The organism is Mesorhizobium sp. WSM1386, from assembly GCF_055901595.1.
In genome coordinates this window covers 6,364,152-6,377,565 of record NZ_CM148373.1, presented here as the reverse complement: position 1 = coordinate 6,377,565, position 13,414 = coordinate 6,364,152, and the positions used below count along the sequence as shown (strand labels likewise).

Sequence of the window (13,414 nt, the reverse complement as noted above, 5' to 3'; positions counted from 1 at the left end):
ACGCTGCGGGCGCGGATCGCACGCAACAGACGATCAAGGAAGGAGGTATCATGACAACTTCGGTGATGCCAAGATGACAACCGCGCTTCTCGACCGACTGACCCATCATTGCCATATCCTAATTTAGAAACCGGAAAACGACAGCTTCCGATTCAAAACAGCTCCGCGCACGAGCCTAAAAAAGCGAAGGAGAAAGCCAGAACCTTGACCACAACACAGAACCGAAACATACATGACAGGCGGGTCAGTTCTCGGTGGAAATGCCGGGGCAGTTCTCGGTGGAACTCAACGGCCTGATCTCAAACATTCGTTCCTATTCAAGCTCTAGAATTTGCAGGATTTTCAGACGACCAGTGAGTATATAATCGACTATCGCGGCCTGGACGGCGGCAGTGTTTCTTGCCTTAAGTGCAGAGATTGCGGCATCGTGAAATCTCTCACCGTCGTTGTCTTCTCCCCAATATGCAAGAAGGCCCAGTGTGGGACCCATTGTCACCCAAAGATTGTCGATGATCGCCAGAAGTCTGGGCGCTTTCGACTGGGCATACAGTGCGAAGTGAAACTTGGCGTTTGCCGCAATCTTCGCCCTAGTGTCGTGAGACCTCCGATGCTTGCAATAGGCAAGATGATGCTGCTCCAACTCGCGAATGAAGGTCGCCGAGGCATTTTCCGCCGCAAGTTCCGCCGCCCATCCTTCAAGATTGACGCGGATCTTCGTGATTTCCTCCAAATCTGAGCGCCCTAGGCTTGGAGCGACAATGGTCTTTGGACCTGCCATCGACAGGCTTTCCTCGGACACTAGGCGCGTGACTGCCTCTCTGACCGGCGTAACGCTGACCCCCAGTTGAGAGGCTACAGCGCGGTGCGTGATCTTCTCACCGGGCCCATAAACGCCGGATCTGATGCTTTCACGCACTATGCGATATACCCTATCGGACAGGGTCGTCTGTGGATGTCCGCCCAGATCTATCATTGGTAAGCGCACCCCGGACGGCGCGAGTTTGCCGTCCTCAACGGGACAGGACTAAAAGGCAGAATTGTTCGCGCATTCACAGCAATGTCCTCGACTTGACCGGCTGATAGCCGCTTCGATATTGGCGTGCGAATCGTCAGCGGGTAGTCATCGGTCAGTTCGCCATATCGGTCCAGGAACATGTCAACGCGCCTGGTGATGAATATGATCATAAGCGCTGAAACTGCTTTCGAAAGATCGGCGGCGTCTTTACATCCTCAGGCCCTCGCGGCATCGTCGCTTGGAAATGTGTCGAGATGAGCGAGCCGAAACGACCTAATTGCAGGGGCACCCCTCGGCTGTTCGTCTGACGCAGCAAAGCAGACCGCAGTCGTTGGAGCGCGCATTCAACCAGTCGACGTTTTCCTGAACGAAGACCTTCTTCAGTGCAGCATGTCCCTCGATCATGGTCAGAACGTTGTTGCTAAAGGTGCCGCCGTGCGAGAGCATTCTCTCATGACCGGGTTCCAACCTGTCCATATGTCGCGCGTGCCCGCACAAAGCCCCGAAGTTGAGGCCGCCGCCGAAAAACTTGCCGAGCGTGGTCAGATCCGGATAGACACCGATTACCGATTGATAACCGCCCATGGCGAACCTTGCGGTTTGCACCTCGTCGAATATCAGCAATGCGCCGATCTCATCGCAGACCGAACGAAGTCGTCTCAGGAATGTTATCTCGGCCAGGAAGTCGCCAGCGCTGCCCATGATCGGCTCGACCAGAATGGCCGCGATGTCCTTGCCCTCGTTTCGGACCATCTGCTCGACGGTTTCGATGTGATTGTATCGCGCCAGGCGGACGTCCGCACGATCGACATTCATCTCACTCTTGGGCTCAAGCCAGTTTAAGACGTTACCGTGGCAGCCACCGAAAAGGCCCAGCAGCAATCGCCGTCCGGTTTCGGCCCTGGCAAGTTGGATGGCCGCCACATTTGCCTCCGTCCCCAACGTCAGGATGGACGGAAAGCGACTGCAGATCTCGCGGGCAAACGCCACCTCATGATCGTGCGTGCCCCCGTAGCTCATTCCGTTGTCCAGTGCGGATTTGAGCGATGACACGATCGCTTCGTTCGAATGACCAAACAAGGCGGCGGTTAGGCTACTTACGAAATCCGAATATTCTTGGCCGTCCACATCGATCACATTGCTGGATCGTGCGGAGCTGAAGAAAAGCGGGAACGGATCGAAATAAAGCGAACCTCGAGTGTTGCCGCCAGGCAAGACCTCCTTGGCGGCTTCAAATTTCTGACTGCTCGTCGGGTTCGAGCTTTCATAGACGCGCTGCTCCTGCGCAACGGCGTCGTCAATCGTAGACCGAGTTTCAGCGGACTGCTGCATCGCAAACGGTTCCCTCTCGCCCGAGTTTCCAAGCTGCATGAGAATGCTGACGGCCCTGTGCAGCACCAGCCAATCGCCTGCTTTGCGCACTCGGTCCAAGCAATTGCCCCGACGGCGGAGCGCCACTTCTGGCGAGCGCGGATCGGTGGCCGGCCCGGCCACCAAGACATCGAAGGCAGTCCAAGCAATGTCATAGATCGACCAATCCTGCCGGTATTCGCGGGTAAGACCTCGGTCTTTGCTTGTTAACACCGATCGCCTCAATCCTGTTTCCGCGAGATAATCTAAGTTAGGAGCAGATGAAATGCGATTGTATGGACAATAACATGCCATGTATGATTTACGAACCGAAGACGTAACTGGTGCTATCCAGTACTATTTTGGATCACCATTCAAAGGTGATTTTCGACTTAGTGCATCGCGCCGGATACCCTCCTTGCCATGCATCACGAGAGGGGTCTTCATTATATTTTCCACCCATCGCGCATTAGAGGTATAATATGGTTCTGCGACACTATACAGTCCATAGCGAGCTAAGTACATGAATATCGTTTAAGTTTTCTTTAAGTTATATTGCACCTGCGCTCCTCGTGACGAAGAGAGCGCCGATCCGGAGACCCTTGGCAGCACAGAGACATTGATTGCACTGGAGGAGTGCGATTGCCTGAAAGAAGCTCGAGGCCTACCGGCGAGTTAGCTGGCCTGGTGTCGCGAAAATGCCCTATACGGCTAAACGCTCCACTACTTGAGCCGCGACAATGGGCGCGTCACTCACATTGGTGTCCGGCCAGACCCGCGCGCATTTTTTGGGGAAAGCACCTGGCACGAAATACGAGAGGCCGGCGCTTGCAACATAGATAGTCGCCGCGACGCCCTCGAAATTGCGATTGAAGTGGAACTGCGACTTCAACACGATAAAGTTTTGCTCCCGGATATTGACGCCGTGGGATTCGAAATTGGCGCGATCAACGATGAACCCTGGCTTTGAAGTGGCAATCACAAGGAAACGGTTGTCAATCTCGATGAGGGCCGTCTTTCCCATGGCAGCGGATTCGTTCGCAAAATTGGGTCCAATGAGTTTGATATCCTTGCTGTTGAGCAGCTTGACCTCGCCTTCGACCTCGAAGGGCAGATATAGCGGGGTCATCTTGCCGCCGAGATGCATCTTGATTCTTGCGCCGACCCCGGCGGCATATGCCTGGACCACCGTTTCCGGATCATTGACCGTCATCGCGCCCTGGAGCTTCACGGGATGCTTCAGTGCGGCCTGCAGGATCAAGGTGCTGTCTCCCGGCGCGCCGGCCAGCGTCCGGTCACCAAGATCGGCAAGCGCCTTGGTGAGGCCACTCTTGTTTTCCACAGTCGCATCCAGCGCCTCTGCGATCGTTAAAGTTTCATCCTTGAAGCTCTCGCGCAGGTCCCAGAACTCCTGGGCGTAATCCTCCACGATCGCCTTGGCTTGCGCATATGGCCCGTTGCTCAGTATCACAGCGGCCTGACCCATATCCGTTAGATCAGCAAAGCGATAGGCGTTGTAGATGCTAAGGTCCACCACTGGCGCTTCCGACTTCTCGATCGCACGGGCACGTGCATGCATTTCCTTAAGTGGGCTGAGATGAGTTTCGAGCCTGCCTGGGGCAATCATTCGGGTTTTCGCGAAGGTATAGACCGGGCGCAGACGGCCTTCGACCACATCGAAGACCAATCTGACGACCTTCTTGCCATTATCGTAGTAATCGTCATGGGGATTGTTCTTGCAGGCGATGCAGATGTCCGCTGCCTTCAGCATCTGCGGCGTTATATTGGCATGAAGGTCGAGACCTACTCCGATGACTGCGTTTCCGCCCATGGCGCCGCGAATGTAGGAGAGGAAATCACCTTCCGCATCTTCGAGCTGAGTAGTAGACATCGACCCATGCAGGTCGAGGACAATCGCATCGGGCGCGAGCTTCTTGAGTTCCTCGCCCCAGAATCGGCGTTGCTCAAGATAGAAACAATGATCGATGGCGCCGCTCGGCGCGATCATCGAATCTGAAATGGGAAGGATTTCAATATCAGCGCGTTCAATCAAAGCGTCGACAATCCCTCCAAGCGTGGTGCCATTTCCCTTGGCCCCCTCGATGAGAGCTTGCCCGCGAACGACCGTGATATCTGCCGCCGCCGTGCCAGGCGCATATCCATGCGATTCATGAAACAGGCGTCCGACTGCTATGCGCTTCATAATGTAATATTTCCTCCTGAATGTCAGCATTTGATCGCCAGGGCGTCGGCTACTTTACTGGTCAGCGTGCAAGGACGTACTGCTACGTTTATGCTGCGGTTTCCACGTTGCGGATGGGTGGCGGTGGTGACTCGCAAGAGGCTGCGCTTGGGATTAGTGCTGGAGCTCTTAGCGTACCGCAGGTTGTTCCTATTCGCCAGGGGTTGGGAATGGTGTGATCGACCAATCGATTAAGTCGACAGCACGCTGTAGTATTGTCTCGGTCCGAGCATGGGTGGGTGAAGCGGCGATGACATGTCCGATGTAGTCTCGCATATCGCCGTTTATGAGGATCGACGTCTTGGGTTGAACATAAAATTTAACCTCGGCGACACCTGGTACAGCAGCCGCCTGACTGTAGCCACCGATCGATTCGAGGGTGCCATCGCGATCAGGAATTAGATACCGCACAGCCGCGGTGTGTGAATGCCTTCTGCGCAAATCCCATTCCTCGCCGATGACAAGCTTGATATGCTCGGTGATGAGGTCGACACCGCAAGCCAGTTGAAACCGTTGAGGAGTGGTTCCACCTGCAAGGCGCGGATTGACTTCAATCACCACTGGGCCGTGCTTCGTCCACCGGATTTCAATGCCCGTCGGTCCCCAGCCAAGGCCGAGAGCTCGCAAGCAACTCATCGAAACATCGGCAATACTCACATGCTGGTCATCCGTTAGAGGGGCCGGATTGGTGCACTCACGACAGACGAAATACGGTGGAGGGCCGAAATCAGCGGTGCCAATCCCCATAACTTCATTTCCCATTATCTCAACGGTATAAAAAGGGCCTTGTGCGAATTCTTCGACCAGGATCATCGGTAGCGACTGCCATATGTGCTTCCCGCCCAAGAGATAGGTCGTATGGTCGGCTAGCTCTTCGAGGTTGCCGCACAATCGGACGCCGCGGCTGCCGGTGCCTACGGCTGGCTTAACAATCACCGGCAGGCCAATTTCCGCTGCAGCGCCTTCTACATCACTCGCATCCGCTGCCAAGCGATAAGCAGGTATTGGAACGCCGGCTTCCGCGAGTAGCTGACGTTGCTTGAATTTGTCGCAGCATTGTTCGATGGATGTGGGGTTCGGTCCGGGCAGATGGAAATGGCGGCAGAGCTTGCCAACTGTCGCATAGAACGAGTCCCCGACGGACGTAATGCCAGCAATGTCAAAGGTTGCATTCAGACGGGAGCATTCGCGGATCAGCGCATCGAGGTCGGCTGTATCGACACGGATTGCCTCAATTCCTCCGGCCCCAATATAGTCGTACTGAGCTGGATCAGCCGACAGGATAATGGGATTAAGACCAAGTTGCAGAGCTGCTTGGACGTATAGCGGACCATTATATCTTGAACCTTCCAGCAGGATGAGCGCTCTTCTTGTCATCGGCCGTTGACCTCGACGTTGCGTGCTTTGCGGCGGTCCTTAGCGTGCAACGGCAGAAGCTATTTCAGTCGTGCCCGATCTCAGACCTTGTGGTGAACGTACCATTGTCAGCGATCCACAGTCGCAAAGATTCTGTAAACTTACTTGAAGGATCTGTTGCAACGGGATGGTTACCGGCCCTGGTCCGGCTTTTGCGATCCGCTGCTGGTGCCGTCGCTTATTCGTTTCGATTGAGATAATCTTTGAGCTTCGTTGCCAGGACGCGTACATGGGGCGGAGCGACCATCGTGTAATGGTCACCTGGCACCTCGAGAATTTCCAGGCTGCCTCGCGCGTATTGCTTCCACCCAAGATCGCCATCAGGTTCATTAGTGAATGTGCGCAGCCCCTTCCTGGCTGCAAAAAGAACGGACCTGCTGTCGTTGAGCCGAGGCGTATATTCGCGCAGCGCAATTTTATTTGCCTCGGCAACTGCCAGGATATTATTGAGCTGCGTTTCGCCCATTTCGGGTACGTTGCTTGCTTGCGTTCCGAAATCGAGCAAGGCCTTGACCTGACACTCATGTTTGATGGGTTTCAGCTTTCGCCAATGTTTTTTCAGCGCCGGAAAAAGGACACTCAATATGAGCGCTTGCTCGCTCAGCCACTCGGGAATGGGGCTGTTGCCGAGCAGGCGATTATACCGGCCGCTTGTGTGCTCTTCATCCTTGTGAAGCGCTTTGGCATCGAGCAACCCAACTATTGCTACCTCGCCACCAGCATCGCGCAACTGGCAGGCCATTTCCCAAGCAATGCTACCTCCCATGGACAAACCAACGAGCTGATAGGGGCCGCGCGGTTGTACGCTCTTGATGGCCTCAACGTATTCCCGCGCCATCTCGGGAATGCTCAGGTGAGGTCTTGCCTCACCATTCAGACCGCGCGCCTGCAGCCCGAAGAGCGGCTGCTCCGTGCCGAGTGCCTTAGCAAGAGGCGTATATAGGAGTACATGTCCCCCAAAAGGGTGGGGGCAAAACAGAGGCGTCCGTGAACCGCCGGTTTGTATCGGCACCAATGCGTTCGGACGCGCGCCTCCACGGGTCTTCGAGAGGGCTGTCGCGAGCCCTCTTGGGCTCTGGTGTTCCAGCAGCATCGAGACAGCCAATCTTTCTCCTGTGAGCTGCTCGATGCGATCGATGACGCTTAAGGCACTCAACGAATCGCCACCAAGATCAAAGAAGCTGTCGGTCAAGGCAACGTCATCCAAGCCCAAAATGTCGCGATAGACCGCCGCAATTTGGCGGTCCAAAGCTGGCTCACCAGATATCTGAGCCACAATCGGGCTGCGTGGTTCTTCGTTTCCAGTCGGGCGATCGATGACTCTGGCTGCAATGTTCGGCTGATTCAAATCGGCATTTTGTTCCTGCTCCTTGGTGGTGACGACCGGATCGAGCCAGTGACGCTTGCGATCAAAAGGATAAGGCGGCAGGGGGGTACGCTGCGGGGGGTGACGGTCGTGCAGGCCGGACCAATCTATGCGAACGCCGCAGCTCCAAAGCTTGCCCAATGTCTGTAACAGTCTCAGGCGATCGCCTTGCTCATGATCGCCCCCTGGCAACGCTGCAAAGGCGATGGGGCTGCTCAGGGTGACCTTTGATTTTGACCGCTTGGAATGTCCCGTCAGGGCTGCGCCAGGCCCCATCTCAATGAACAATTCGTGGCCAGATTGCACCAACCGATCGAAGGCTTGATGGAACTGCACCGTCTCGCGCAGATTTCGGACCCAGTAGCTGCCATCGAGCCGCACGTCCGGCTCAAGCCAGTTACCGAGCACCGTTGACATGAAAGGTATTTGCGGCGCGTGCAAATCGACTCGTCCTGCGTGAATCTTGAACTCTGCCAGGATTGGATCAAGTAGGGATGAATGCACGGCATGACTTGCACGTATTCGCTTACTCGCAATCGATCTCGCCTCCAATCGCGCATGAAACGCTGCGATCTCAGATGCGGCCCCCGAAACGACGCACTGACGAGGCCCGTTTATGGCCGCCAATGACAGGCGTTCATTCCAATAGGGCTGGAGCTCTTCCGGCGACAGGCTGACTGCAACAATGCCGCCGGCAGGCACACGCGACGTTAACTGTCCCCTTATGAGCGTCAGTCGAATAGCATCAGGTAACGAGATAATGCCGGCAAAATGAGCGGCTGCATATTCGCCGATGCTGTGGCCGATCACAGCTGCAGGGATAATGCCCCACGACATGAAGAGCTTCGTCATTGCATATTGCGTAGCAAAGATGACAGGCTGTATGACGGCTTCCAGCTGAGGCTCAAGCTCGCCATCAGATATGCGTTCGCAGTAGAGCAAGGGGCGGAAATCAACATGTGCGAGCTCGTTGAGCCATTTTGCGCATTCGTCGATGGCGTTGCGGAATACAGGCTCTTCTTGATAAAGCTCCCGACCCATTCCGATCTTCTGCCCGCCCTGGCCGGAGAACATGAACACCGTGTGGTGTTCACTGCTTGGCGCCTCTCCCGACGCGTCCGTATTCAGTGCCGCCTGATCGAGTTGGTCGGCTAGCTCCGCCGGATCGGATCCCACGAAACTTGTGCGATATCTGAGAGCGGCTCGACCCTTTTGCAGCGTATATGCGATATTTGCTGCGCTTTGCTGAATATCGCTTCGGCGCATAAAGCCGGCCAGTTGCCGGAGCATTTCGGTCATTGCCGACCTGCTCGCCGCCGATGCCGGAAAGACATGCGGCCCGCGACTGACGCGCTCCCCGGTTCGCGGCGGAGCCTCCTCAACAATCGCGTGCGCGTTCGTGCCGCCAATGCCAAATGCACTAACCCCGCCGCGTCTTGGCGCATCACCTTTGGGCCAAGCGGTGCGGGTCTTGTTTACGAACACCGGGCTGTCCTGAAAGTCGATATTTGGATTGGGCTTATCAAAATGCAAGCTAGCAGGAATGACGCCCTTGTTCAGCATCATTGCGAGCTTGATCAGCCCCGTTACGCCGGCCGCGGCGTCGAGATGGCCGACATTTGTCTTCACCGAACCTATTGCACAGAATTGCTTTTTTGCAGTCTGGGAACGGAAGGCCTTGGTAAGCCCGGAGATTTCGATGGGGTCGCCAAGATAGGTTCCGGTACCATGCGCCTCCACATAATCAATGGTGTCCGCAGAGACCTCAGCATCGGCGAGGGCAGCTTGGATCACCGCAGCCTGTCCGTCAGCACTGGGGGCAGTGAAGCCGACCTTGGCGGCACCATCATTGTTGATGGCGGTCCCCTTTATTACTGCCCAGATATGGTCGCCATCTCTACAGGCGTCGCTCAGCCGCTTGAGAACGACGGCCGCTGCTCCGCTGCCTCTCACCGTTCCTTGTGCTCTAGCATCGAACGCACGGCAGTGGCCGTCAGGGGACAAGATATGGCCCTTTTGATGGAGATAGCCCCTTCCATGCGGCAGGGAAATTGATGCGCCGCCTGCCAGCGCCATATCGCACTCATTGCTGCGCAGGCTTTGGCAAGCGAGGTGGACAGCAACCAGCGAAGTGGAACAGGCCGTCTGAACTGACACGCAGGGGCCGGTCAAGTTGAGCTTGTAACCAATGCGCGTCGCCGTGAAATCGTGGCCATTAAGAATGCGGATCTGCAACTTCTCTGAATCCAGCAGGTCGCGGCCTGCTTCACGTTCAGCGAGATAGTGGTTCGTCCCTACGCCAGCAAAAACACCGACTCTGGCCTCGGCTGTCTCGCGCGACCCGTATCCCGCATGGTCGAGCGCCTGACACGCGGTTTCCAGCAAGATGCGCTGTTGCGGGTCCATCCACGCTGCTTCCTTAGGCGAGATGCCGAAAAACGCTGCATCAAACAAATCAACTCCGCTGATAATGGCTTCGCGCCTCACATAATTAGGCTTGCCAAAGGTATTGGGATCAACGCCAGCTTCTCGCAATGTCTGTTCATCCAGATCTGCGATGGACTCTGTGCCATCGACCAGATTGTTCCAGAATTGATCGACGCTTTCCGCTCCCGGGAACCTGCCCGCCATGCCGATGATCGCGATAGCATTGCCGTTCTGTTCGAGCTTGCTTTCGCTTGCGGCGACGCCAATTGGTATCTTGTGGTACGTGAGGGGAGGGGCGTCTGAAATTGCGGCCAAGTGCCCTGCGAGCATTCTTATGGTGGGGTGCTCGAAAAGATCCAGAATCTTGCAATCAATGCCCAGACGATCTTCGATACGCGCCTGAACCTGGACGACAGCCAGTGAATGTCCGCCAACATCGAAGAAATTGTCTTCAACGCCGATGGAGTCTACCTTCAGAACGTCTTTCCAGATGTCAGCCACTTCTGTCTGTATCCCACCAGTCGGTAAAGTTGCGGCCTTCGATGTCGAGGCGTTTCTCCTCGCATCGGGAAGAGCGCGCCGATCCATCTTGCCGCTACGATTGGTCGGTAGCTGTGGAAGGAACACGAACTGTGAGGGGATCATGTAGCCTGGCAGCGCGGCGCGTAGGAAAGCCCGAAGTTCAACTATATCCTCCGAACTTTCCGGTCGCCTCACCACGTAGGCTGTCAGGCTCGCATTTTCATCGGGACCGTCTGTCAGCGTGACGCAGCACGCTTTGACGTTTTCGTGCTCCATCAGACACTGCTCGATTTCGGCAAGCTCGACCCGCATGCCGCGGATCTTGATCTGTCCGTCCTTTCGGCCCAGGAACTCAATCGTGCCATCTGACCGATACCGAGCCCGATCCCCAGTTTTGTATAGCCTGGATTGCGGATCATCATCGAACGGGTTTGGCCGGAAAACCTCGCGCGTGAGTTCATCGCGATTGATGTAGCCGCGGGCTATGCCGATGCCCCCGATGTAGAGCTCACCAATTGCGCCAACCGGTGCTGGATTACCATAGCGATCGAGGATGTAAGTCTTAGTATTGATGGCGGGGCGCCCAATAGGTGGCCTTTTTCCCTCGGCTTTCACCTCGGTCCGTATGCAATAGACGGTCGTTTCGGTAGGACCATAGGAATTGAAGATGCGGCGCTTATCACCCCATCGGTCAACGAGGCTCGACGGCAATGGCTCTCCACCTGACTTGATCACGGTGAGATCAGGAAGATCAGTCGACGGCAAGGAGTTCCACGCTGTCGGCGTAAGACCGGCCGCGGTAATTCGCTCACGGCGCATGAACTGGACAAGCTCTGCCCCAGGCAGCGACGCTGATGGGGGCGCAAGGCACAATCGACCGCCAGAGAATAAAGCCAGCATAAAATCGAAAAGCGATGCATCAAATCCGCAGGAAGCGAACTGCAATACCCGGCTGTCCGGCCCCAGCTGATAGGTGTTTTTTAGATCCTCCACCATGTTGCAGGCGCTGCGATGTTCAACCATCACGCCTTTCGGCTGACCCGTTGAACCGGACGTATAGATAACGTAAGCCAAATCTGAGGGGCCGGCGGGGCAGTGCGGAGGCGTGAGTTCGTGCAGGGCGATTTCGGTGCGGATTTTGTCGAGGAGAACCACCGCACATCCATTCGCGCCTTCAATGTTTCGCCCTGACAGGGCTTCCCCGAACGTATGTTCTCTGAGCTCCGATTTGCTGATGAGCGCAGTGGCACCAGCATCCCGCACCATGAAGCGTAGACGCTGGGGTGGCAGCCGCGGATCGAGAGGAAGATAGACGGCGCCCGCCTTCAAGACCGCTAGAAAGCCGACAATGAGATCGCACGAACGCTCAACGAGAACGCCGACCACGTCTCCAAGGCGCACACCTTTTGAAATCAAATGATGGGCAAGCCTGTTTGCCCTTTGCTCAAGTGCTGTATAGCTGAGCGCCTCCGATGGGCAGCTGACGGCAATATTGTCTGGGTAAGCGGCAGCCTGCGCTTCGATCAGGTTGTGCAGGCAAATGTCGGACGGAAAACGTGCAGATGTGTCATTAAAATCACGCAGAAGCTGGTGCTCCTCCTCTGGCGTCAGAAGACTATAATCGCCTATCCGTTGCGCCGGCGCATCTGCAATCGCCTCAAGCAACGAATGATAGTGCTTCGCCAGCCGCTCGATGGTGCTAGGATCCCACAAATCCGCATTGTATACGACGTGAAGGCGAACACTTTCTTTGCCGGCCAGGATTCGAAAATCAAGGTCGATCCAAATATCGGTCTCGCAAAGTCGGATTTGCGCAGGCAAGCCGGAGAGGTCGACGTCGCATGGCGTGAATCCAAGAGAACTCACCGCCTCCGGAATGAAGTTGAAAACTGCTTGCGCGAGCGGGTTGCGATGAGCTGCAGGAGGAAGCTTGAGCTTCTCCAGCAGCAGGGGAAGAGGAAAATGTTCGTGGCTGCGCGCGCAGCGCATGAGCTGACGCACCCGCTGCAAATGGTCGAGGAAAATGGGATTTCCGGAAAGATCCTGCCGCAGGGCCGCCAGGGTCACAAAGTAGCCGAAGGTTCCCGAAAAACTTCCTGCTGGACGTCCCAGGCGTGGCACGTAAAGGGTGATGTCGTCTTGGTCGCCATAACGATGCAGCAGCACGTAATAGGCAGCAAGCAGCACGGTGGCGAGCGTCACTTTTTCCTGGTGCGCCAGTCGCTCCAAGCGCGCGACCACAGACTTGTCGATATCCAGGGAGAAAACTGACCCTGTGTGCGTCGCAGGCGCGGTTCGTGGCTTGTCGGTCGGAAGGGCCAGGTCGGGCTCATGATCGACAAATTGGCTGCGCCAGTACGCCCACATACGCTCCCCGTCGTCGCCGGAAAGGAGTCGCTCCTGCCAGGCTACGAAGTCCTCGTACGGGGTCGTCGTGGTCAGACCCGGTATTTCCGTGTCGCCGCAAAACGCCTGGTAGAGCCTGCCGAACTCGTGCAGGAAGGTGCGAATGCTGTAGCCGTCTGAGATGATGTGATGAAAATTGAGGAGGAGAACCTCTTCTGTGGTACTGCGCAAGAACAGGTGTGCGCGAAACAGTGGCCCATGTTCCAGATCGAAAGACGAGCGAGCTTCCGCTGCGATGGAGTGATGGAAGTCCGCCTCTTCGAGACCTTGTAGCCGAACGACATGAAAACTCAGAAGGCCTGTCTCGTGAATGCGCTGATGGATCTGCTCGCCTTCCTGGTGAAAGGTCGTGCGCAGCATTTCATGCCGGTCGATCAATGATTGGAGCGCGCACCGCAAGGCATCAATGTTGAACGGTGCCTTTATGCGCAGTTCGACGGGCAGATTGTATTCGCTACCGATCGGTCGTTTTTGATGATGTATCCAAAGGCCCATCTGCCCATGCGACAGCGGACGCGTGACGTAGCCCATTGCTTTCTCCAGTCATCCAGTTGTGCGGAGAAGGCTACACGTCTCTCTTGGAGATGGTTTTAAAATTCGGAGAATTAATATGTCATTCGTATGACCTGTCGTCAGACAGAATACATATTCACTCAAAGAACGCGGATGA

General features: G+C 55.9%; 5 protein-coding genes and 2 pseudogenes. 1 reads left to right on the top strand and 6 read right to left on the bottom strand.

The features are described 5' to 3' along the window. Positions 1 to 58 precede the first annotated feature (58 nt). A pseudogene (locus AC0NIH_RS31105) lies at positions 59 to 297 on the top strand (ATP-binding protein); the annotation flags it as partial. 16 nt (positions 298 to 313) lie between these two features. Here the strand turns inward: AC0NIH_RS31105 and AC0NIH_RS31100 are convergent. From AC0NIH_RS31100 to AC0NIH_RS31075, 6 genes and pseudogenes are all read right to left on the bottom strand, one after another. Further along, positions 314 to 778, bottom strand: coding sequence for a GntR family transcriptional regulator (locus AC0NIH_RS31100; protein WP_473469511.1), 465 nt, complete (start codon positions 776 to 778; stop codon positions 314 to 316). Positions 779 to 841: 63 nt separating this feature from the next. Beyond that, positions 842 to 973: pseudogene (locus tag AC0NIH_RS31095) on the bottom strand (hypothetical protein); the annotation flags it as partial. A 315-nt stretch (positions 974 to 1,288) separates the two neighbouring features. Beyond that, positions 1,289 to 2,611: an aminotransferase class III-fold pyridoxal phosphate-dependent enzyme gene (locus AC0NIH_RS31090; protein WP_473469508.1), complete on the bottom strand. Its 1,323-nt coding sequence runs from the start codon at positions 2,609 to 2,611 to the stop codon at positions 1,289 to 1,291. A gap of 457 nt (positions 2,612 to 3,068) precedes the next feature. After that, complete coding sequence (locus AC0NIH_RS31085; protein WP_473469506.1) at positions 3,069 to 4,568, bottom strand: M81 family metallopeptidase; 1,500 nt, start codon at positions 4,566 to 4,568, stop codon at positions 3,069 to 3,071. A gap of 189 nt (positions 4,569 to 4,757) precedes the next feature. Further along, positions 4,758 to 5,984: an ATP-grasp domain-containing protein gene (locus AC0NIH_RS31080; RefSeq protein ID WP_473469504.1), complete on the bottom strand. Its 1,227-nt coding sequence runs from the start codon at positions 5,982 to 5,984 to the stop codon at positions 4,758 to 4,760. A 217-nt stretch (positions 5,985 to 6,201) separates the two neighbouring features. After that, the gene (locus AC0NIH_RS31075; protein WP_473469502.1) at positions 6,202 to 13,275 is read right to left on the bottom strand and encodes a hybrid non-ribosomal peptide synthetase/type I polyketide synthase; all 7,074 of its coding nucleotides are present in this window, start codon (positions 13,273 to 13,275) and stop codon (positions 6,202 to 6,204) included. Positions 13,276 to 13,414 lie beyond the last annotated feature (139 nt).